This window comes from Streptomyces sp. NPDC003038 (assembly GCF_040611115.1).
Lineage (GTDB): Bacteria > Actinomycetota > Actinomycetes > Streptomycetales > Streptomycetaceae > Streptomyces.
Genome location: NZ_JBEXNN010000039.1, coordinates 20630 through 41392, shown reverse-complemented (window position 1 = coordinate 41392; position 20763 = coordinate 20630). Strand labels below are relative to the sequence as shown.

Below are 20763 nucleotides of genomic sequence, written 5' to 3'. Positions count from 1 at the left end.
CTCAACAGGTGTCCACGGGCGGCTCGTTCAGCCTTGCCGAGTCCGGGCTCTACTTCCGGGACGCGGACACCGGGACGGTCGTCCGCGGGCCCGGCCCCGGCGGCCCGCGCGCGAACGGCGGGCCCTGGGACGGCGCGAACTTCCCCACCTGATGCGCCGCATCGCGAATGGTCCGTCGCCGGGTGCCGCAGGGGGCTTACGATCTCGACCGACGGTCTCGTCCGTGACCGCCGCCGCCCCGCACCCCGTGGAGGTCAACCGTGTCCTGGACGGCCGAAGGACAGCGCAGGCACCGCAGCAGTCTCCGTATCCGCGCCGCGGCCGGCGCCGCCGCGGCGGGAATGTTCCTCGCCGTGGGCTGCACCTCCGGCGAGGGGCCGGGGGAGGCGGCCGGAGGAGTGCCGGTCGTCGAGAAGGGCAAGCTGACCACCTGCACCCATCTGCCGTATCCGCCCTTCCAGTTCGAGCAGCAGGGCAAGGTCGTCGGTTTCGACGTGGCCCTGATCGACCTGGTCGCGGCCGAGCTCAAGGTCGAACAGAAGATCCTCGATACACCGTTCGAGAACTTCAAGACCGGTGCCTTCCTGAACTCCGGCGAATGCGACCTCGCAGCGGCCGGTATGACGATCACCGACGAGCGCAAGAAGAACGTCGACTTCAGCGTCCCCTACTTCGACGCCACCCAGGCGCTGCTCGCGACCAAGAAGAGCGGCGTGACCTCGCTCGCCGACGTCAAGACGAAGAAGCTCGGCGCCCAGGCGGAGACCACCGGCGAGAGCTACGCCAAGTCCCAGGGCCTGAACCCGGTCGCCTTCGAGAGCTCGGACGCGGTGCTCAACGGTCTGCGCACGGGGCAGGTCGACGCCGTCGTCATCGACTACCCCGTCGTCCAGGGCTGGCTCAAGGACGAGAAGAACTCCGCCGAGTTCGTCCTCGCCCAGAACATCGAGACCGGTGAGCAGTACGGCTTCTCGGTGAAGAAGGGCAACACCGCCCTCCTCGCCGCGATCGACAAGGCGATCACGACCGCCAAGGCCGACGGTACCTACAAGAAGCTCTACGAGCAGTGGATCGGCCCGCTGCCCCAGGCCACGTCGTGACCTCTCGGCTGACCCGGCGCCAGCGCCGCCGGGTCTCGCAGGGCATCCAGTACGCCATCTTCGTCGCCGCACTGGTCCTGCTCGGCTTCTTCGCCGACTGGGACCGGCTGCGGAACCAGTTCGCGCAGACGGACCTGGCCCTCCGGCTCTTCCCGGAGATCATCACCCTCGCCCTGCGCAACACGGTCGTGTACACGCTGTCGGGGTTCATCTTCGGCCTGGTGCTCGGTCTGGTCATCGCGATGATGCGGTTGTCGTCCGTGGCCCCCTACCGGTGGCTCGCCAGTGTCTACATCGAACTGTTCCGGGGTCTGCCCGCCCTGCTGATCTTCATCTTCGTGGGCGTGGCGGTCCCGCTGGCGTTCCCGGGGACCGACATCCCCGGCGGTACGTACGGCAAGGTCGCGCTCGGCCTGGGCCTGGTCGCCGCCGCCTACATGGCGGAAACTATCCGGGCGGGCATCCAGGCCGTACCCAAGGGCCAGATGGAAGCCGCCCGCTCGCTGGGCTTCTCGCACGCCCGCGCCATGGTCTCGGTGATCATCCCGCAGGCGTTCCGCATCGTCATCCCGCCGCTCACCAACGAACTGGTCCTGCTGTTCAAGGACTCCTCACTGGTGCTGTTCCTGGGCGTGACGCTGGAGGAGCGGGAACTGACGAAATTCGGCCGGGACCTCGCGAGCGAGACCGCCAACTCCACCCCCATCCTGGTCGCGGGTCTGTGCTACCTCCTCGTGACCGTGCCGCTGAGTTTCGTGGTGCGCCGCCTCGAGGCGCGCGCGGACAAGGCCACGTGAGGACGAGATGCCACCCAAGACGGAGACGGTGTACACGATGGCCGCGGACCGCCCCGAGACCGAGATCGAGATCCGGGGGCTGCACAAGTCCTTCGGTGACAACCACGTCCTGCGGGGCATCGATCTGGAGATCGCCCGCGGGGAGGTGGTGTGCGTCATCGGGCCGTCCGGCTCCGGTAAGTCGACGCTGCTGCGCTGTGTGAACCTGCTGGAGGAGCCGAGCGAGGGCCAGGTGTTCGTCGGCGGTACGGAGGTCACCGACCTGGATGTCGACATCGACGCGGTGCGCCGCCGTATCGGCATGGTGTTCCAGCAGTTCAATCTGTTTCCGCACGTCAGCGTCACCGGAAACCTCACGCTGCCGCAGCGTCGGGTGCTCGGCAGGGACAAGGAGCAGGCCGCCGCCGTGGCCCGGGAGAATCTCGAACGCGTCGGTCTCGCGGACAAGGCGGACGCCTTTCCGGCGCAGCTGTCCGGCGGTCAGCAGCAGCGGGTGGCGATCGCCCGCGCCCTGTCGATGGGTCCGGAGGTGATGCTCTTCGACGAGCCGACCTCGGCCCTCGACCCCGAACTCGTGGGCGAAGTGCTGTCGGTGATGCGGGTGCTGGCGGACGAGGGCATGACGATGATGGTCGTCACTCACGAGATGAGCTTCGCCCGCGAGGTGGCCGACCGGGTCGTGTTCATGGACGGCGGAGTGATCGTCGAGCAAGGGCCGGCGGCCCAGGTGATCGGCCGTCCGGCGCACGAGCGGACCAGGAACTTCCTCAACCGCATCCTGGACCCCGCGGCGGTCCCGGCACCCGCCGGCGACGACGGACCGGGCCGGGGACGAGCCCGTTGACCGAACAGAAGCCCGGGCGGTGCGTTGTGGTGCCACGGGGGCACACGTCGAGAGAGGCCGATGGTCGGCCAGACAGGAGGCACAGCGATGACAGAGGCATCCCGTCCCACGTCGGCGGCCGAAGCGGCCCGGGCGGCGCTGGAGGAGGTCACCGATCCCGGACAGAGGGCGACGGCCCTGGCGCTGCTGGCGATCTGTGACCAACTGCGGGCGTCGGCCGAGAGCGTTCGGAGCGTGGACGCGCGGCTGGAACAGGTGAACGCGTACCTCGGGGCCCTGGCCAACAAGCCCTGATCGGCGGCCGGCGGCCGACGGCCGACGGCTACGGCGGGTCGTCGGGGGAGCGGTTCTGCTCCTCGTTTCCACCGTGGCCCCGGCCGATGCCCTCGCGCCCGGCTCCGCGCCTGCGTCCGGGCGGACAGGCTGCGCGTGCCCGGGGCGGAGCGGCAACAGGCGGCATGCCTGGAGGAGTCGACCACCGCCGGGACCATCGCCTCCGGCCCTACCGACGCGTCGAGGGAGCGGACCCGCACACGCTGCTGACCAGCTGCCCGCTGAAGGGTGGACACCTCGGGGAAGCACCGGCCAAGGGGGCGGAATCAGCCACTCCGCATATCGGGGCTCCGCGAGGTTTCCCTCGGCGTCCGGCACCGAGGAGGCGGCCGGGAGGGGTGCCGGAGGCGTGCGGGTCGCATCAGGGGGGCACGGGCTTCGGCCACGCGCCCCCGCACGCCCCCGGGAGTAACGTTCCTCCACGGTGATCGCGGGGCAACCGCTTGGTGCTGATCGATCACACCTGAGGAGAGCTCCCGATGACCAAGGTCCTCGTCCTGCACAGCGTCAGCCTCGTGAGGTCGGCTCTCGCCGCCCTGCTCAGATCCGAAGGCGGCTTCGACGTCACCTCCGCGGGCTGGCGGACCGCCGCCCGCCAGGCGGAGCTCCTGCGGCCGGACGTGGCGGTCGTCGACCTCGACTGTCCGGGAGCCTCGGCCGCCCTCGGGGGAGACGGCAGCGCCGCCCGCATGATGCGCGACTTACCCACTCCGCTGCTGGTGCTCGCCACGTCGGTCGCGCCCGGCTCCCTCCGGCGGGCCTTCCAGGCGGATGCCCTCGGCTACATGGACAAGGAGGGGTCACCCGGCCGGCTGATCCGGGCGATCCGCCAGGTCGCGGCGGGAGAACGCTTCATCGACGCTTCGCTCGCCTCGGCCTTCATGGCGGCCGACCCCGTGCCGCTCAGCCCGCGCGAACTGAGCGTGCTGGCCCGGGCCGCCGAGGGCGACTCGGTCGCGGAGATCGCCCGAGCCCTGCACCTCGCCAGCGGAACCGTACGCAATTACATGGCCGCGGTCACCCGCAAGACCGGCGCACGCAACCGCATCGACGCGATCCGGATATCCCGGCGGGCCGGCTGGGTATGAGCCGGCCTAGGGGCGCCCCTCAGCCCCGCGCGTCCCACATCCCCACGAGCTCCCGGTACAGGGGCGACCTGGCCGGGAGTTCGTCATGCGTACCGCACACCGCCCGGGTCCCGTCGAGTACGAGGACCCGGTCCGCCCGGGCCGCGGAGGAGATGCGGTGGGCCACCACGACGAGGGTGCCGGGGCGGGCGGCGAGAGCCCGCTCGGCGCGTTCCTCGGTATGCGGGTCCAGGTGGCAGGTGGCCTCGTCGAGCAGGAGCAGCGGCGCCGGCGAGAGGTAGGCGGCGGTGAGGGCGAGCTGCTGGCGTTCGCCCTGAGAGAGCCGTCCCGGGTCGAGCGCCGCGTCCAGCCCGCCCAGCCGGTGGACGAGGCCGGCCACGCCGAGGGCGGCCACGGCCCTGTCCACCTGTGCCCCGGGTACCGGCCCGGGGCACAGGTGGGTCAGGTTCTCCCGGACCGTGCCGGTGAAGACGTAGGCCTGTTGCGGCAGCAGGGTCCGGCGGAGGTCGGGGCCGCGGCTCATGCCGGGGCGGGCCGGGGCGCCGGCCAGCAGGACCGTGCCCCGGCCGGGTGCCAGCAGCCCGGCGACCAGGGCGGTGAGCGTGGACTTGCCGATTCCGCTCGGCCCCACCACGGCGAGGTGCTCCCCGGGCCGCACGACCAGGTCGAGACCGTCGATCACGGGGTGCGCGTCGGGCCCGTAAGCGAAGCCGACCTGCCGCAGTTCGACGGCGGCCGCGCCCTGACCGGTGGCCGGCTGATCCGCCGGATCCGCCGGATCCGGGCGAAGCGGAAGCGGACCCGGCTTCGGGGGCGGGGGCGGGGGTACCGGCTGCGGAGGGGCAGGTCCCCGTTCCGGTTCGCAGAACCGGTCCAGCACCACCAGTAGCCTCGTCCCCGCCGAACCGAGGGCCGCCATCAGCGCGTTGAGGGAGGGCAGCAGCGACTGCACCAGATAGGTCAGCGCGCCGGCCAGGGTGCCCGCGGTGACCCCCCGCGCGAGCAGCCAGGGCGTCCCGGCCAGCAGCGCGACCACCGGAAGGCGGCCCGCCACCCCCAGCGCCAGGGTGCGCAGGGCCGTCCACCGCGCGAGCCGCCGGGTGAGCCGCTCCTGGGCGGCGACCAGTCGTTCCACCGGAGCGCCCGCCGACTCCCCCGCGCCGCACGCCACCACATCGCGCAGACCCGCCGCCAGCTCGCCGACCCGAGAGGACAGTGCCTCGTCGGTGTCGAGCGCCTCGCGCTGCACGGCGGCCATCGGGGGCAGAGTGGCCACGAAACAGGCCGTTCCCAGCAGCAGCGGGGGCAGCACGAACAGCAGCAGTACGGGCGCCAGCGCGGCCATGCCGGCCAGTGCTCCCACGGCGGTGAAGACGAACGACCGAGCGGTCAGCACCAGTCCGGCGAAGGAGTCCCGGGCCATCTCGGTCTGCTGCGTGAGCCGGGAGACCGCCCCGGATCCGGCGCCCCGCGGCCGTCCGGCGACCGCTTGCTCCAACGCCTGGCGAACGGCCCTGCGGACCAGGCCGTCGCGCAGCGGCTCGACCAGGTCCGCCAGCCCGCCGAACACCCCCCGCAGGGCGACCGCGCCGAACAGGGCGCCGACCGCGGCCACGGAGAGCCAGCCGATGCCGGTGCCGGTACGGCCGGCGAGGAAGCCGTCGTCGAGGGCGCGGGCCACCCCGTAGCCGCCGGCGAAGGTGTGCGCGGACTCCAGCAGTGACCAGAGCGCGAGCCGGACCAGGACGCGGAGACGGCCGCGCAGGAAGCGCCGCCCCTCCGGGGCCACCCGCCGCCAGGTGCCGTACTCGCTCACCGGACCGCCTCGCGGCCCGCCGGTGCCTCTTCGGCGGCGAATACCGCCCGGTATTCCGGGTCCCGCCACAGCTCGGCGTGCGTTCCCGTCGCCCGGACCCGTCCCGCTTCGAGCCATACGACGCGGTCGGCCCCGGCGGCCGAGGAGACGCGGTGTGCGACGACGAGGCGGGTGGCGGCCCGGACCTCGCGTGCCAGGGCCCGTTCGACCTGGCGGGCGGTGACGGTGTCCAGGCTGGAGGTGGCGTCGTCGAGCACCAACAGCCGCTGCGCATGGCAGAACGCCCGTGCCAGACCGAGGCGTTGGAGTTCACCGCCGGACATGGGCGCGTCGGCGAGCGGGGTGTCGTAGCCCTGCGGCAGCCGCCGGACGAAGGCGTCGGCTCCGGCCGCCCGGGCGCCCCCGCGCACGGCCTCGGGGGCGGGCTCGGGCCCCGCTCCGAAGGCGATGGCCGCCCCGACGCTCTCCCCGAAGAGCGCGGGCCGGTCGAATGCGTGCCCGACCGCCCGGCGCAGCGCCTCGGCCGACAGTTCGTCCAACGGCACCCCGTCGAGGAGCACCCGGCCCGCGTCGGGGTCGGTGAGCCGGCCGGCGACAGCGGCCAGCGTGGTCTTGCCGGAGCCCGAGCGGCCGACGACGGCGGTGGTGCTGCCGCCCGGAACCCGCAGGCTGACATCACGCAGTACGGCTGTCCCCGCGCGCACCACCCGGACCCCTCGCAACTCCAGCGCGCCCGGGCCGCCCTCGGGCAGAGCCCGGCGGCCGTACCGCAGTTCGGGCAGGCCGAAGAGTGCCGCCGTACGCCGGGCGGCGGCCCGGCCGCGCACCACCGCGGCCAGTGTGCCGGTCACGGCTCCCACCCCGGCCGCGAGGCCCGCGTAGCGGACGGCGGCGAGCAGTTCACCCACGCCGAGGGCGCCGGCGGACAGCCGGATGCCGCCGACGCCGAGTACGACGTAGAGCAGGAGGGGCATCAGGGCGCTGGTGCGGGCCATCGTCGCGCCGTAGATCCGCCACATCTGCCGTCCCTCACTGCCGAGTTCCGGCAACCGCGCGAGGATCCTGGCCTGTTCGCGCTCAGCGGTGCCGGCGGCGGCGATGGTCCGGGCCCCGGCGAGGGTTTCGACGAGGCGGCCCGCCATGGCCAGCTGCACCTGCTGGTAGCGGGTGACGCTCGCGGTGGAATCACGGGCGAAGGCGCGCAGCATCAGCGCCAGCAGCGGAAGTCCGGCGAGGAAGGCGAGCGCGGTCCAGACGTCGATGAGGAAGAGGGCGACCAGCCCGCCGACGGGCGGCAGCAGGGCCGCGGTGCCGGTCGCGGCGGCCGCCGGTACGGTCCCGGCCTCGGTGGCGTGCGCGGTCAGCCGCGCGGAGACTTCGCCGGGGGAGTGCCGGGCCGCGTGGTGCGGTGCGGTGCGCAGCAGCCGGGCGATCCCGAGCCGGCGCAGCCAGGCGGTGGAGCGGGCGTCGACACTGCCCGCGATCCGGGCGGTGGCGGCGTCCAGCAGGACCTCGGCAGCGATCACCACGGCGCACCACACGGTCCAGAGGGCGGCGGATGGGTCGCGGCGGAGCAGCAGGTCGAGGGTGTGGCCCAGGACGGCCGGTTCGGCGAGGGCCGCGCCGGCGGCGGCCACCGAGCACCCCCACACGGCGGCGGTGCGGCCGGCGCTGTGCCGGGCGGCCGCACCGAGCGCCCGGTCGGCGTCCCGTGCGGCCGCCGCCTCGCCGGCGGGGTCGGGCGGGGTCATCGGCGATGGCTCCAGGGGTGTGGTGCGGGCCCGGGCGGCGAACCGCCCGGGCCCGGTGAGGACCTGGTCAGTTACAGGTCGTGACGCTCAGGCTGCTGTCGCCGCAGAGAAGCAGGCTGGCGCGGCTGCCGCCGCCGGTGAGGTGCCCGGCCTCGGTGGTCTCTTCCTTGGGGGTTTCCATCGACTGCAGGTCGAGAAGCGTCATGTCTGATTCCTCTTCTTCACTGGTGTGTTCGGATGGGACACGGCCCCCCGGTGGGGGACCGGCTCTGGGGCCGCCGCGGTGGGCCGCAGCGGCGGGAGGAACGGCAGGTGCGCGCGCCCGCCGGGCGCGGCGCTGCCGAGGGCGAGGAGCGCGCCGGCCGTGCCCGTGGACAGATCCATGGACAGGCGCATCAACTGCTCGCCGGGGAAGGCCAGATGGCCTTGGTACGGGACCGCGTGGCGGGCCAGGGCGTCGATCTGCCGCGCGATGTCCTCGGCCCGCGTGCCAGGGCCGGGGGTCGTGGTCCGGGCCAGGTGGAGGATCATTCCGGCGGCGCCGCGGAACAGACCGGGCTGCGCGTAGAACGTCGCCTGCGCGGCCCGGACGATCGCGGTGCGGGCCTGTTCGAAGCGGTCCTCGGCGGCGTGCTCCAGCCAGTCGTCCAGCACCATGCCGATGCCGACGCTGCCGGCGCCGAGGTAGGGCATCGTGCGCCAGCCCTCGTCCACCTGGAGGGTGCCGTGGGCGGTGGTCACGCAGCGGTCCAGATCCCGGTGCAGGGCCCGCCCGGCGGCGCGCAGCAGTTCCCGGTCCCCGGTGCGCTCGTACAGGCGCAGTTGGAGCAGCGCGAGTCCGCTGTGGCCGTGGAGCAGGCCCGCCCGCTTCAGGCCGGGGGCCGAGCGGGCCGCCAGCCGGGCGCAGCGCAGCGCGGCGGTGTGCAGCTCACGCTCGCCCGTGGCCGAGCCCAGGGCGTCCAGGGCCAGCCCGATGCCCGCGAGCCCGCTGTACAGGTCGGGGCCGACGCTCTGCCACGGCTGCGCCAGCAGCTGTTCGGCGAGGGCGAGCGCGCGGTCGCGGTGGCCGAGCCGTTCCAGGGTCCAGGCGGTGCCGGCGAGGCCGTCGTAGAAACCGAGCGGAGTGCCGGAGGCCGGTTCCTTGGTACGGGCCAGCAGCCATTCCTCGGCCTCGGGCCACGGTTCGGCGCCGGTCTCGGCCAGCGCGTAGAGGACGCCTGCGGCTCCGTACCCGAAGCCGGCGCCACCGCCCTCGCCGCTGAACTGGGCGATGTCCCCGGGGAAGAGCCTGTCCTCGCGGTCGGGGGTGGCACTGGCGCGCAGCGCCGCCGTCATCGAGGCGCGGGCCGTCTCCCAGTCGCCCGGCTCGACGGGCAGGTACGCCCCGGCGGGCGCCGGTATCCGTCCCTCGGCAACGCCGGGCGAGGGCCCGGAGAGGATCTCCTCGACCGCTTCCTCCAGGAACCGCGGGGGTAACGGAAACTGCTGGGCGGCGATGGCCGCCAGATGCGCCGCCTTGGCCCGGTCCAGTACGAGCAGGCTGGTCAGCGGCAGGAACAGGGCGAGCCGAAGGCAGGCCAGGGCGTACCGGTCCACGGAGAAGCCGCGCCGGTCGGGCGGCGCGACGAAGGCCGGGTTGGCGACGGTCTGCCGCAGTCCTTCGTCGATGTGCGCGGCGGCCTCGAAGTCGAGCAGCGCGACGGAGGGTTCTCCCGTGGTTTCGTCCTCGGTGACCATGATGTTGAAGAGGTGCAGGTCGTTGAAGACGATCCCGCGCGCGTGCACGGCGTCGACGGCCCGCGTCACCCGCTCGTGGACGGTCAGCGCCCACCGGGTGTAGGCGGTGAGCTCCGCGGGGTCCGGGTCGGCCTCGATCAGCGGGTGCCGGCGGGCGAAGTACGTGTTGAGGGGCTTGCCCTCCAGGTACTGCAGGACCAGGAAGTGGTGGTCCCCGACGGTGAAGGTGCCGTGGACCGCGGGTACGCAGTCCAGCCCCGCCAGCCGCTCCAGCGCCGCCCGCTCGCGGTGCAGCCGGGTCACCGCGTCCGCCCCGTCGGCGGCGAGCCCGGCGAAGGGGCGGGCCTCCTTGAGGATCACGGACTCGCCGGTACGGGTGTCGCGGCCGGCGTAGACGCCGCCGCCGTTGGAGAAGTGCAGGGCGCGTTCGACGGTGTACGGGCTGCCCGCGAAGGTGACGGCCGAGCGCCGGTCGAGGTGCGGCCGCAGGAATCCGGGCAGCTCGATCCACGCCGGCGGCTGGAACACCGGGCCGCGCGGGTCCGGTACGAGCCGGCCGTCCGGGGCCTCGACGGCCGGGACCAGCTCGCCGTGCTCGTCGTAGCAGTGCCGCAGGGTGAAACTGCCGTAGCGCACGTGGACCGGGCCGTCCCCCCAGCGCAGGTCGCTGAGGATGTACGGGCCGCGTTCGCCGGCCAGCAGGGCGTCGAGCTCCTCCGCGATCCGCCGGCACCCCTCGTCGTCGGCCGGGTAGACCGTCAGGAACTTGCCGCTCGCCGCGCGGTCCGCGTACTTGGCGTTGCGGTTGTGCAGCAGGTACCGGCTGGGCACGAACTTGAAGGCGATCCGCCGGTCCACGCAGTAGGTGTAGACCCTGTCCAGGACGGATTCGGCGTTGTCCAGGCAGGCTGAGACATGGATCTTCCAGCCCTGCGCGGGCAGCTCGGCGTCGAGGGGACGCAGCGCGAACCAGTCTCCGCTGCGGTGCGACTGCCATCCCGCCGGTACGGGGGCGAGCGCGGCCGGGTAACTCTCCTCGGCCCGCCGGTACGGCGCGTCGTAGAACCAGCGGTCGGCGTCGCAGAAGGCGGCGTACCCCTTGTTCACAACTGCTCCCTCGGTCGGTGACGTGATCGACGGTGTCACGCGGACCGGGGGCCGCGACAGTCACGGCTGTCACCGAAGGGGTGTGCGGTACGCACGAGTCACTTGGCCCACCCGCTCCCGGGGGCCCCGACAGGACCTACGGGTGGCCATCCGCTCCCGTCGCGACGGGCGTCTCCCAGGGCGGCGCCGCCCGCAGATCGGTCCAGGCGGCCAGGCCGTCGCCGTCCACGCAGACGATGCCGCAGGTGGCGGCGTACTCGGCGGCCGGCGCGGTGAAGGAACTGGTGGTCACGACCACGGCCACATCGGCCTCGTGGACGGCGAAACAGGTGCCGCCGAAGCGCTGGAGGTCCTGTGAGCCGACCCGGTTGCCGTCCCCGTAGTGCTTGCACTGCAGGACGACGCGCAGGCCGTCCGGGGTCGTGGCGATCACGTCGGCGCCCAGGTCGCCCGCTCCCCCGACGACCTCCACCCGCGGGCAGCCGTCCCGCACGCACAGCGCGGCGACCGTGTGCTCGAAGCCGTCGGCGTCAACGCCCGCGTGGTCCAGAACCTCCGGTCCGACGTCCGGAACGTCCACCGCCGCCTGCCGGGGCGCGGGGACCGCGACCGGCGTACCGCGCCCGCCCGCTCGGGAGCGGCGGTGGCCGGGCGCCACGCTCCACCGGGCCAGGGCCACCCCGCCCGCCAGCAGCACCACGGCGGCGATCGGTACCACCGCGGCGCCGTTCCCCGCCATCGCGACCGTCCTGACGAACACGGCCAGCCCGCCCACGCCGATTCCCACGAGCCCGGCCGCGAGCAGCACATCACGCCCGACCGAGGCCGAACCCCTGCCCGCCGTCCTCCTGCGTCCTCCCGACCTCGGCATCGGGTCCCCTCCCTCACTCGTCGACGCACCGCGGTCCCGGACCCCCGAGGGGGTCCGGGACCGCGGCGCAAGCGGTTGCAGCCGGAGAAGGCTCAGCGCTTGAACATGTCCTTCATCTTCTCCTTGGCCTGGCGGGCGTCACCCTTCGCCTGCTCGGCGCGGCCCTCGGCGGTCAGCCGTTCGTCGCCCACCGCGCGGCCTGCCGTCTCCTTGAGCTTGCCCTTGGCCTGCTCACCCTTGGCCTGGCTCTTCTCGTTACTCGACACAGCCGATCACTCCCTGGGATGGGGGACAACGTACGTCTTCTCGTCTGATCAGAATTCCCGGTTCGAAACGGGAAGACCCCGTGTCATGGGGGCGACCCGCCGGGAACGGGACCCGTCGGCGCCCGCGGGTCACGCGTGTCGGTGCGAATGCCGGTTGCCGGTGACGAGCCGGTAGAGCGCGAGCAGGATGACGGAGCCGGCGATGGCGGCGATCCACGTCGAGAGGTGGAAGAAACCGTCGATGGAGTCGACGCCGAAGATGACCTTGCCGAGCCAGCCGCCGAGGAGGCCGCCCGCGATACCGATGAGCATGGTGATGATGATGCCGCCCGGGTCCTTGCCCGGCATCAGGGCCTTGGCGATGGCTCCGGCGAGCAGCCCGATGAGGATCCAAGCGATGATGCCCATGATGACTCTCCTGCCTCGTCATGTACGAAGTCGTTCATTCGTCGTCTGCGCCGCAGACGACGATCCAAACGTCCCGTCCCCTTCCCGGTGCGGCGCGGCCGTGAGAAGTGGCGGCGGCCGCTCGTGATGTGATCAGCGAGGGGCGGAAATATGATGAGCCCGGGGTTGAGCACCAGGGCCCTGAAGCGGACACACCTCGGAGCGGCCCATGGTCCCCCATCGGTCCACGCGGTCGGCAACCGCGGACGACCTGCTGACACGGCTCGGGCGGCTCACCGCCCAAGCCCGGGAAGGGGCTGAGCTCCAGCAGGCACGGGTGGAGCTGGCCGAAGCACTACAGCGGGAGATCCTCCCGGCGTCACTGCCCTGCCTGCCGGGGCTCCGTACGGCGGCCCGGTACGCCCCTGCCCGTCACGGCCTCAGCATCGGCGGTGACTGGTACGACGGCTTCCGGCTGCCCGAGGGGGCCCTCGGGTTCTCCATCGGTGACGTGGAGGGCCACGACGTGGAGGCGGCCGCCTTCATGGGCCAGGTTCGCATCGCGGTCCGCGCGGTGGCGGCGGCCGCCGCCGACCCCGGCGAGGTCCTCAGCCGGGCCAACGACCTGCTGCTCTCCGTGGACTGCGACCTCTTCGCGACCTGCACCTTCCTCCGGTTCGATCCGGTCGCCGGGGAGATCCAGAGCGCCCGCGCCGGCCATGTGCCCGGGGTCTGGGCCACGGTCGACGGGCAGTACGGCATCGTGGAGGACGACGGCGGTCTGCCGCTCGGCATGCTCCCGGGCGCGCAATACCCGGTGACCCGGCGCCGACTGGCGCGGGCGGGCTCCTTGGTCCTGGTCACCGACGGCGTGGTCGAAGGCCCGTCCTTCCCGATCGAAGCGGGGCTGGAGCGCGTGGCCGAGGTGGTCGGGGCGGAGGCGGGCGCGGACCCCGGTCACCTGGCCGCCGAGGTGATGAAGGTCGCCGATTCCACCGGACACGAGGACGACGCCGCGGTGCTCGTCCTGCGCCACGAGGCGGTCCCGCACCGGCCCGGGTGACGCGGAGGACCGCTTCGTGCGTGTCACGCTCCCCGATGGGCGCGGACTGTTGTCTGATGAAGTGATGCGCACCGAGGGCTTGCGACGTCTGTGCCTGGCTGTGCTCCGGATCCTCGCGGTGGCCGCCGCCTACTACGCGGGCGGACGGGTGGGCCTGCTCCAGCAGGTGGTGATCGAGGGCGCGGTCGTCACACCGCTGTGGCCGCCCACGGGCATCGCCCTCGGCTGCCTGCTCTGGCTGGGCCTGCGCGTCTGGCCCGGGATCGCGCTCGGCGCCTTCCTCGTCATCCAGTCGATCAGCCCGATCGATCCCGTCGGCCTGGGGATCGTCGCGGGCAACACCCTCGCTCCCGTCTGCGCCTGGCTGATGCTCCGCCGAGCCGGCTTCCGCTTCGCGCTGGACCGGCTCCGGGACGGTGTGGCGCTGGTCTTCCTGGGTGGCCTGACGCCGATGCTGATCAGCGCCACCGTCGGAGCCTGGCTGCTGGTGGCCACCGGCAGCCTGCCGCGGAGCGGATTCTGGACCGTGTGGTGGACGTGGTGGGCCGGCGACGCCATGGGCGTGCTGGTCGTGACTCCGCTGCTCCTCGTACTGCGCGAGGCCCGCTTGCCCCAGGACGCCTACCGGTGGGCCGAGACGGCTGCCCTGCTGGTGTCGGCCGTCGGCCTCACCCTCCTCGCGACCAGGAGCCAGCTGGCGCTGCTCTTCCTCGTCTTCCCGCTCCTGATCTGGGCGGCCCTGCGCTTCCAGCTGGCCGGGAGCGCGCCGTGCATGCTGCTCGTGTCCGTACTGGCGAACGCGGCGGCGATCGACCGGGCCGGTCCCTTCACGCACCACACCCTGGGCGAGGGCATGGCCAACCTCCAGGCGCTCAACGGCTGCGCCGCCCTGACCTCGCTGCTGCTGTCGGCGCTCGTCACCGAGCAGAACACCATCCGCCTGAGGATCGAGCAGGCGTGCCAGGACCTGGGCGAAGTGGTGGACCAGCTCACGTCGGGTAAGACTGCCTCCCGCTGGCCGCCGGAAAGGGACACTCCGAACGCTCCGGGGACGGGCGACGGATAGCGGCGCTTGCCCGCGCCGCGCAGGGCACGGGCACGCCGCGCTGGACACAGGGGCGGTTCCGCTCTACGGGACGATGTCTCCGCCGATGCGGGCGGCGAGCAGGGCGATGTCGTCGTCGGCCGATGCCGGTACCAGCTCGGTGATCAGCGAGTCGCACAGGTGGTCCAGCGGCTGTTGCGGTGCGGTGAGCAGCCGGGTGAGTTCGTCCAGGCGTTCGTCGATGTCCCGGCCGCGGGCTTCGATCAGGCCGTCGGTGTAGAGCACCAGGACACTGCCGGCGGGCAGGGTGATGTCGGTGGTGGTGAAGTGGATGCCGCCGACGCCCAGGGGAACGCCGGGCGGGCTCTTGACCAGGTATACGGTGCCGTCCGGTTCTGCCGCGGCGGGGGGCGGGTGGCCGGCGCGGGTCACGGTGCAGTGGCCGGTGGCGGGGTCGCAGACGATGTACAGGAAGGTGGCGAGCATCGGCTCGGCGAGGTCGGCCAGGGCGGCTTCCAGCTGGTGGATCAAGTCGATGGGCGCCATGTCGAGACGGGCCAGGGCCCGGACGGTGGCCGACAGGCGTCCCATGACGGCGGCCGCCGCTATGCCGTGGCCCATGACGTCCCCGATGAGGAGGGCGGCTTTCCCGCCGGGCAGTTGCAGTACGTCGTACCAGTCGCCGCCGACTTCGTTGACGTCACTGGCGGGCAGGTAGCGGTGGGCGATGCCGATCCCGGGCGGCGGGGTGACGTGCTGCGGCAGCATGCTGCGCTGGAGGACGACGGCCGTTTCGTGTTCACGTTGGTAGAGGCGGGCGTTGTCGATGCTGACAGCGGCCCGGGCAGCGAGTTCGCCGGCCAGGGTGACGTCGTCGGACCCGAAGGGGCCGCCGGGCCCGGTGCGGTAGAAGGTGGCGACGCCGAGCACCATCTCACGGGCGATGAGCGGGACCATCATGAACGAGTGCACGCTCACCGTGAGGAGTTGTGCGGGTCGGGCGGTATGACGGGCCGCGGGGGCGATGGCCCGTTCATCGAGACGGGGGACCAGGAACGGCTGGCGGGCGGTGAGGGCCAGGGTGTAGGGGGCGGCGGCGGGGAAGGTGAGGGTTCTGCCGAGCGGGGCGAGGATGCGGGTGACGGGGGAGCCGGTCAGCGGTGCTTTGCCCAGGCGGCGCAGTTCGACCCCGCCGGTCAGTCCCATGCCGGGCTCGTCGCCGCGGGCGAGGGACTCCAGGACGTCGACGGTGACGGCGTCGGCGAGGTGGGGGACGGCGAGGTCGGCGAGCTCTTGAGCGGTGCGCTCCAGATCGAGGCTGCCGCCGATGCGGACGCTTGCCTGGCTGAGCAGGGCCAGTCTGCGCCGCCCCGCCTCGGCCTCGGTGTGGGCCAGCTGCTGTTCGGTGATGTCGAGCAGTGAGGCGATCACCCCGATCGGCCGGCCGCCGGGATCCTCCACCCGTACGTAAGAGCACGACCACACCCGGTCGTGGTCCGGATCGGCCGGTGTCCGGCCGGTACGGCGCCGGTCCAGGACCGGCTCGCCGGTGTCCAGCACCTGCCGCATCGCCTCCTCCATCTCGCCCGCGTTCACCTCGGGCAGCACCTCGGCCAGGCGGCGGCCCACGTGGGCGGATTCCGTGAGACCGTTCATCGCTTCCAGCGCGGGGTTGACCTGCAGGAACCGCAGCTGCGTGTCGAGGACGGCGATACCGACCGGCGAGCGGGCGAACAGCCCGTCCCACACCGCCGAGGACCCCCGGATACGGCGGGCCGCGTGGGCGTCGGCCGCGAACACCAGCACCGCCGAGGCAGCGTGCCGCCGGTCGGGCACGGGACAGGCCCAGATCTCCAGCTCCACCGGATGGCCGTCACGGTGCCAGGCGGTGACCATGCCCATCACCCCGCGCCCGCTGGCAGCCGTCTCCCACAACGACCGGCCCAGACTGCGGTCGGCCCCCGGATGCAGCAGATCGGCGATGTGCCGCCCTACCACCTGCGACGGTGCGTAGCCGAGCAGCTCTTGCGCGGTGTGGTTCCAGCGCACGACCGTACCGTCGGCGCTGGTGGCCACTTGGGCCACCGGCAGGGCGCCCACCCACCCGCCGGCGTCCTGGGCGGCGCCGCTGATCAGTTCCTCGATCGGGGTCTGCTCATGCATCCGGCATCTTCCCCTCGTCAGGCGCGCTTTCCGCCCAGGAACCGGCGCAGCCTCGCCAGCGGCCACGTGTTGATGACGTCGTCCGCCGTCAGCCAGCCGCGCTGCGCCGTCGCCACCCCGTAGCGCAGGTACGGCAGATGGGTGGTGGCGTGCGCGTCGGAGTTCACGGCGAACTTCACGCCGTACCGTTTCGCGCGCAGGATGTCCTCGTCACGCAGGTCGAGCCGCTCGGGGTGCGCGTTGATCTCCAGAGCGGTGCCCGCCCGCGCGCAGGCCTTGAAGACCGCGTCGAAGTCGGCGTCGATGCCCGGGCGTTTGCCGATCAGGCGGGTCGTGGGATGGCCGATGACGGAGACGTACGGGTTCTCGCAGGCGCGGACGAGACGGCGGGTGAGTTCCCGCCTGCTCTGGTGGAAGTGGGAGTGGACCGAGGCCACGCAGATGTCGAAGTCCGCGAGGAACTCGTCGGGCCAGTCCAGGGCGCCGTCCGGGCCGATGTTGAGTTCCGTGCCGTGCAGCAGCCGCATCCTGTAGTGCGCGCCGTCGAGGGCGCGTACCCGCTCCCGCTGGGCGAGGACCTTCTCACTCGTCATGCGCTGCATGTACAGGTTCGGGGCGTGGTCGGTCACGGCGTAGTAGGAATATCCGCGGGCGGCAGCCGCGGCGACCATGTCCTCCAGCGGGGCCAGCCCGTCGGTGAGGTCGGTGTGGGTGTGCAGATCGCCGCGGATGTCCTTCTCCGTCAGGAGGTCGGGGAGTTCGCCGCGCAGCCCGGCCTCGATCTCGCCGCGGTCCTCGCGGAGCGTCGGCGGTATCCAGGGAAGCCCGAGTCGGGCGTAGATCGCCTCCTCCGTCTCGGAGGTGATGCTCTCGCCGCTCTCGACGTCGAAGAGCCCGTACTCGGACAGCTTGAGGCCTTGACGCACCGCACGTTCGCGGGTGCGGATGTTGTGCGCCTTGGAGCCGGTGAAGTACTGAAGCCCCGCGCCCCAGGAGGCCGGGGGAAGGACCCGTAGATCCACCTGGAGACCCGTGGTGGTCCGTACGGAGGTCTTCTTCTCGCCGTGTGCGATGACCTCGGCGGTCTGCGGGAGGGAGGTGAGGGCGTTCATGAAGGGGGCCGAGCGGCGTGCCGCCACCAGGATGTCGACATCGCCGATGGTCTCCTTCATACGGCGCAGGGACCCCGCGTACGTGCACCGGACGCAGCCGGGGACGCTCGACAGCTCACCGACGAGCTGCTCGGCCATGTCCATGGCGGCGCTGACGAGGATCCGGCCCTCACCGGCCTTCTGCAGCAGGGAGATGCCGTGCAGGATGTTGTCCTCGGTCCGTTCCCCGAAGCCCTTCAGGTCACGCAGCCGCTCCTGGTGGACGGCGTCGAGCAGCTGGTCGACGGAGGTGATGCCCAGCTCCCCGTAGAGGACCATGGCCTTGCGGGGCCCGAGCCCGGGAATCGTGATCAGCTCCCGCACTCCGACCGGCACGGATGCCCTGGCCTCGTCGACGACGGACATGCGGCCGGTCCGCAGGAACTCCAGGATCTTGTCGGCGACCGACGTGCCGACGTTCGGGATCTCGCACAGCCCCTTGGCGTCGAGTGTCGAGACGTCCTGCGGGTAGCCCCCGACGGAACGGGCGGCCTTTTCGTAGGCGCGCGCCTTGAAGGCCTCGCCGCCCCGGATCGCGATGAGGTCGGCGTACTCCTGGAGCAGCGCCTCGACCTGGTCGTTGGCTCGGGCCATGCCTCCAGGGTGCCCCGTGCGCCCCGGGTGGGCATACCGGGCGAGAACCGGTTGTCGAATACGACTCACATGACATACGACTCAAGCGTGCCGCGACGCCGGATGTCGAGCGTGGCGCAGTGGAACGAGCCGCCGAACGGCGCGTAGTGCAGCAGGTCGCTGGGAATCGGCTCGAACCCCCATTTTTCGAGTGCGCGCAGCATGTCGGTGTGATGCCGCTCCGCGATCACCCGTTTCTCGTCGATCATGAGCAGGTTCATACTGAGCCACTTGCCGCACATCGAGGTGAGCTTGAGCAGGCGCTCGTCGATCGGGTTGGGCTCGGGGGCGATCAGGATGTCCCACGAGCTCAGGACGTCGGGCAGGCGGTCGACGTCGATGTATTCAGGATTGACCAGCACTTTGCCCGGCGCGAGCAGGAGGAACGTCGTGTCGATGTGCATGGGCGTGCGACAGCGGCTCTCGATCTCGTGGATGCGATAGCCGGGTCCGAGATGGCGGCGCAACCACTCGATCCCCATGCGGTTGGTGACATTGCTCCGCGTGACGAACAGGTCGCGTCCCGCGCGCACGAAATCCGCCGCATCGAACACCGGCTCGAACTCGGTGAGGATGTAGCGCATGGGATCGCCGACCTCGGGGATACGGAAATCCGCCTCGAACAGTGCGTCGGTGAGCTGCGGCCTTGGCGCCGCCGTCCATCGCGCGCCGCGCCGGAAATAGTCCTTGAGGATCGCGCGATAGGAGTGGGTCTCGAAATACCGGCACGGCCATGCCATCGGGGTCTCGATGATCTCGTCGCCGATCACGAGCATGCTGTCACGCGGACAGGTGTTGCAGAAACCGCGCGACGACCAGTCGGGGGTGCTGAACCGTTGCCTGTGGTCGACCGCGTCCGGGCGCCTGACCGTGACGCCGAGGGACTGCAGGAGGGCGATGAACTGATCGAGCTCTTGTTGCGCCCGCTCGAGCAGCACGCGCGGGTACTTGTAGCCGGCGGCAAGCCCCTGCAACCGCGCGGCCCAGGGTGGGATGTTGCAGGCCACGACCGGATGGCTGGAGGGGATCGTCGCGCCGTCGAGACGCCCGACGATGATCTCCTCCAGCGGGTCCCACTCGTTGTGTGAACTGACCGGCGAAACGAGAGGTTCCGCGGCGTCGGCAGTCGTGGCCGCTTGTGTCGACGTCATGCGTAGCTCACAGCCCACGCAGGGGCGTCGTCGCCCGGCGCCGCCGTCGGAATACCGGGCCTCTGCACTGCCGCCATGCTCAACCGCTTTCGATCGCAGAAGTCAGTGACACATCATATTCAACACGTTACCCAAAGTGAACGCGAGACATGTTCCTTGCCGGAGGATGCCGGGGATGTTGGCAGTGGGGAGGTGGTCCGGTCATGAGTGGACCGATCTTGATCAGAGTGGGGAGTGGCGGGCGCCCGGGCTCGGCCGTGGACCCGAATGTCGTGCACCCGTCCTTCTACGTGGACGAATTCAGCAGCCGGCGCGGCGAGGAGCTCGGCCGGGACCTCGTGGAGGGCACCAAGGGGGAGCGGCTGCGGTGGCAGGCCGCGGGGCGGGCGTACCGCAAGGTGATCAGTGATGCCGCGGTGCGGCTGTACCGGGTGCGCAGGCGCACCTGGTTACTCCGTCTGCCGGGAGGGCGGCGCAGGCTGGAGAGGGCCGAGGCGGAGTACCGGAAGCGGACCGTCGCCGCCACCGAGGTGTACCGGCCCGTGTACGAGGAGATCGAGCGCCGTCTGGAGGCCGGGCGGGCGGAGCGCGAGCGCCGCACCGAGGAGTGGCAGCGACAGCGGCTGGAGGAGGAAGTACGAAAGCGGGCGGTGCGGGAGCGGTACGCGGAGGTGGGCGAGAAGGCGGTGTGGGGTTGGTCCGTGACCGGGAAGGGGGCGGCGGCCACGGCGCGGGTGTTCCGCCATGACGTTCCGGCCTTTCGGGCGCCGCCGTTGACCGAGCGGCAGTCCGAGCAGCCGTTGAACGCGCGCGCGTTGGAGGAGGCGTTGCTCGGTCTGTCCGAAGACGGGGTGACGGTGGTCGAGTGGGAGGCGACCTCCTGCCGGGCGGTGGTCGACGAGTGCTCCGTGCCGGGCACCCGCGCTTCCTTCGGGCAGTGGTGGTCCGCGGTCACGTCCAGGCACTGGCCCAGTCCGGAGGAACCGCCCCGCCCGCCGCGCCCGCTCCCCGGCGGATCCGCGGCATCTTCCGGATCCTCGCACCACGGCAGCCACGGCAGCCACGGCGATGCCGGGGGTGGCGACCATGGCGGAGGGGGGTACGGGGGGAGCGGCGGCCACGGCTGCGGTGGCGGCTTCTGACCGGCCAGTGCCGGAGCGGGAGCCGGCGGACCGGCAGAGGGCACCGCCGCGCGCGGCGGTGCCGCCCACCCGGGCGTACGGCACCCGCTCGCCCCGGTGGCGTGGTGGTGCGCCACTTCGCCCCGGAGAATGGCCAGGAGACCGTACCGGTGGCAAGGCGTCCACGCTGGTGAGGGGAGGGACCGTCCCGTGGTCGTTCCGGTCCATGACGTCAATCGGGCGCAGCGCACGCCATGGGTCGTCTACGCGCTGCTGGCAGCTAGGGGCGGGTAGGCGGTCACCCGCCGGTTCGAACCGGTTCGTAGAAGAGGAGCGGTC

Annotated in this window: 19 protein-coding genes; 9 read left to right on the top strand and 10 right to left on the bottom strand. The window is 72.1% G+C overall.

Features of this window, described 5'->3' with window-relative positions:
- The first annotated feature begins 8 nt into the window (after positions 1 to 8).
- From ABZX75_RS30475 to ABZX75_RS30450, 6 genes are all read left to right on the top strand, one after another.
- Positions 9 to 152, top strand: coding sequence for a hypothetical protein (locus ABZX75_RS30475; RefSeq protein WP_355416171.1), 144 nt, complete (start codon positions 9 to 11; stop codon positions 150 to 152).
- Positions 153 to 341: 189 nt separating this feature from the next.
- Positions 342 to 1100 (top strand): ABC transporter substrate-binding protein, encoded by a 759-nt coding sequence (locus tag ABZX75_RS30470; protein ID WP_355416195.1) that lies wholly within the window; start codon positions 342 to 344, stop codon positions 1098 to 1100.
- Complete coding sequence (locus ABZX75_RS30465; RefSeq protein WP_355416169.1) at positions 1097 to 1897, top strand: amino acid ABC transporter permease; 801 nt, start codon at positions 1097 to 1099, stop codon at positions 1895 to 1897. Before ABZX75_RS30470 ends, ABZX75_RS30465 begins: the two co-directional genes overlap by 4 nt.
- Positions 1898 to 1904: 7 nt before the next feature.
- Entirely contained in the window at positions 1905 to 2741 is an 837-nt protein-coding gene (locus tag ABZX75_RS30460; RefSeq protein WP_355416167.1) for an amino acid ABC transporter ATP-binding protein, read from the top strand.
- A gap of 87 nt (positions 2742 to 2828) precedes the next feature.
- Positions 2829 to 3035 carry a hypothetical protein gene (locus ABZX75_RS30455; protein WP_355416165.1) on the top strand — a complete coding sequence of 69 codons (207 nt, stop codon included), beginning with the start codon at positions 2829 to 2831 and terminating at the stop codon, positions 3033 to 3035.
- A 518-nt stretch (positions 3036 to 3553) separates the two neighbouring features.
- Positions 3554 to 4162 carry a response regulator transcription factor gene (locus ABZX75_RS30450; RefSeq protein ID WP_355416163.1) on the top strand — a complete coding sequence of 203 codons (609 nt, stop codon included), beginning with the start codon at positions 3554 to 3556 and terminating at the stop codon, positions 4160 to 4162.
- 19 nt (positions 4163 to 4181) lie between these two features.
- Here ABZX75_RS30450 and ABZX75_RS30445 read toward each other — a convergent pair whose 3' ends face one another.
- From ABZX75_RS30445 to ABZX75_RS30415, 7 genes are all read right to left on the bottom strand, one after another.
- On the bottom strand, positions 4182 to 5978 hold the full coding sequence (locus ABZX75_RS30445; RefSeq protein WP_355416161.1) for an ABC transporter ATP-binding protein: 1797 nt from the start codon (positions 5976 to 5978) through the stop codon (positions 4182 to 4184).
- Positions 5975 to 7729: an ABC transporter ATP-binding protein gene (locus ABZX75_RS30440; protein ID WP_355416159.1), complete on the bottom strand. Its 1755-nt coding sequence runs from the start codon at positions 7727 to 7729 to the stop codon at positions 5975 to 5977. Before ABZX75_RS30440 ends, ABZX75_RS30445 begins: the two co-directional genes overlap by 4 nt.
- A gap of 67 nt (positions 7730 to 7796) precedes the next feature.
- Positions 7797 to 7934, bottom strand: a complete 138-nt coding sequence (locus ABZX75_RS30435; RefSeq protein ID WP_355416157.1) for a SapB/AmfS family lanthipeptide — start codon at positions 7932 to 7934, stop codon at positions 7797 to 7799.
- Positions 7931 to 10573: a class III lanthionine synthetase LanKC gene (lanKC, locus tag ABZX75_RS30430; RefSeq protein WP_355416155.1), complete on the bottom strand. Its 2643-nt coding sequence runs from the start codon at positions 10571 to 10573 to the stop codon at positions 7931 to 7933. Before lanKC ends, ABZX75_RS30435 begins: the two co-directional genes overlap by 4 nt.
- A gap of 136 nt (positions 10574 to 10709) precedes the next feature.
- On the bottom strand, positions 10710 to 11444 hold the full coding sequence (locus ABZX75_RS30425) for a restriction endonuclease (RefSeq protein WP_355416153.1): 735 nt from the start codon (positions 11442 to 11444) through the stop codon (positions 10710 to 10712).
- 92 nt (positions 11445 to 11536) lie between these two features.
- Positions 11537 to 11710 (bottom strand): CsbD family protein, encoded by a 174-nt coding sequence (locus tag ABZX75_RS30420; RefSeq protein ID WP_355416151.1) that lies wholly within the window; start codon positions 11708 to 11710, stop codon positions 11537 to 11539.
- Positions 11711 to 11839: 129 nt separating this feature from the next.
- Positions 11840 to 12118, bottom strand: coding sequence for a GlsB/YeaQ/YmgE family stress response membrane protein (locus ABZX75_RS30415; RefSeq protein WP_355416149.1), 279 nt, complete (start codon positions 12116 to 12118; stop codon positions 11840 to 11842).
- Between the two features lie 208 nt (positions 12119 to 12326).
- On the opposite strand from ABZX75_RS30415, the gene ABZX75_RS30410 reads away from it, so the two are divergent.
- Positions 12327 to 13160, top strand: a complete 834-nt coding sequence (locus ABZX75_RS30410) for a PP2C family protein-serine/threonine phosphatase (RefSeq protein WP_355416147.1) — start codon at positions 12327 to 12329, stop codon at positions 13158 to 13160.
- 61 nt (positions 13161 to 13221) lie between these two features.
- The gene (locus ABZX75_RS30405) at positions 13222 to 14226 is read left to right on the top strand and encodes an MASE1 domain-containing protein (RefSeq protein WP_355416193.1); all 1005 of its coding nucleotides are present in this window, start codon (positions 13222 to 13224) and stop codon (positions 14224 to 14226) included.
- A 63-nt stretch (positions 14227 to 14289) separates the two neighbouring features.
- Here ABZX75_RS30405 and ABZX75_RS30400 read toward each other — a convergent pair whose 3' ends face one another.
- The 3 genes from ABZX75_RS30400 to ABZX75_RS30390 all read right to left on the bottom strand — a co-directional run bounded on the left by ABZX75_RS30400 (position 14290) and on the right by ABZX75_RS30390 (position 19303).
- On the bottom strand, positions 14290 to 16368 hold the full coding sequence (locus tag ABZX75_RS30400; protein ID WP_355416145.1) for a SpoIIE family protein phosphatase: 2079 nt from the start codon (positions 16366 to 16368) through the stop codon (positions 14290 to 14292).
- Between the two features lie 17 nt (positions 16369 to 16385).
- The gene (gene polX, locus ABZX75_RS30395) at positions 16386 to 18113 is read right to left on the bottom strand and encodes a DNA polymerase/3'-5' exonuclease PolX (protein WP_355416143.1); all 1728 of its coding nucleotides are present in this window, start codon (positions 18111 to 18113) and stop codon (positions 16386 to 16388) included.
- Between the two features lie 65 nt (positions 18114 to 18178).
- Complete coding sequence (locus tag ABZX75_RS30390; protein WP_355416141.1) at positions 18179 to 19303, bottom strand: amidinotransferase; 1125 nt, start codon at positions 19301 to 19303, stop codon at positions 18179 to 18181.
- A gap of 203 nt (positions 19304 to 19506) precedes the next feature.
- Here ABZX75_RS30390 and ABZX75_RS30385 point away from each other — a divergent pair, with 203 nt between their 5' ends.
- Positions 19507 to 20445, top strand: coding sequence for a hypothetical protein (locus tag ABZX75_RS30385; protein WP_355416139.1), 939 nt, complete (start codon positions 19507 to 19509; stop codon positions 20443 to 20445).
- The last annotated feature ends 318 nt before the right edge of the window (positions 20446 to 20763 follow it).

Bases quoted from the DNA above. Each gene is read 5' to 3' on its own strand.
- polX (WP_355416143.1), bottom strand. From the start codon at position 18,113: ATGGCCCGAGCCAACGACCAGGTCGAGGCGCTGCTCCAGGAGTACGCC.
- ABZX75_RS30415 (WP_355416149.1), bottom strand. From the start codon at position 12,118: ATGGGCATCATCGCTTGGATCCTCATCGGGCTGCTCGCCGGAGCCATC.
- ABZX75_RS30385 (WP_355416139.1), top strand. From the start codon at position 19,507: ATGAGTGGACCGATCTTGATCAGAGTGGGGAGTGGCGGGCGCCCGGGC.
- ABZX75_RS30440 (WP_355416159.1), bottom strand. From the start codon at position 7,729: ATGACCCCGCCCGACCCCGCCGGCGAGGCGGCGGCCGCACGGGACGCC.
- ABZX75_RS30450 (WP_355416163.1), top strand. From the start codon at position 3,554: ATGACCAAGGTCCTCGTCCTGCACAGCGTCAGCCTCGTGAGGTCGGCT.
- ABZX75_RS30460 (WP_355416167.1), top strand. From the start codon at position 1,905: ATGCCACCCAAGACGGAGACGGTGTACACGATGGCCGCGGACCGCCCC.
- ABZX75_RS30455 (WP_355416165.1), top strand. From the start codon at position 2,829: ATGACAGAGGCATCCCGTCCCACGTCGGCGGCCGAAGCGGCCCGGGCG.
- ABZX75_RS30425 (WP_355416153.1), bottom strand. From the start codon at position 11,444: ATGCCGAGGTCGGGAGGACGCAGGAGGACGGCGGGCAGGGGTTCGGCC.
- ABZX75_RS30435 (WP_355416157.1), bottom strand. From the start codon at position 7,934: ATGACGCTTCTCGACCTGCAGTCGATGGAAACCCCCAAGGAAGAGACC.
- ABZX75_RS30470 (WP_355416195.1), top strand. From the start codon at position 342: ATGTTCCTCGCCGTGGGCTGCACCTCCGGCGAGGGGCCGGGGGAGGCG.
- ABZX75_RS30390 (WP_355416141.1), bottom strand. From the start codon at position 19,303: ATGACGTCGACACAAGCGGCCACGACTGCCGACGCCGCGGAACCTCTC.
- ABZX75_RS30400 (WP_355416145.1), bottom strand. From the start codon at position 16,368: ATGCATGAGCAGACCCCGATCGAGGAACTGATCAGCGGCGCCGCCCAG.
- ABZX75_RS30410 (WP_355416147.1), top strand. From the start codon at position 12,327: ATGGTCCCCCATCGGTCCACGCGGTCGGCAACCGCGGACGACCTGCTG.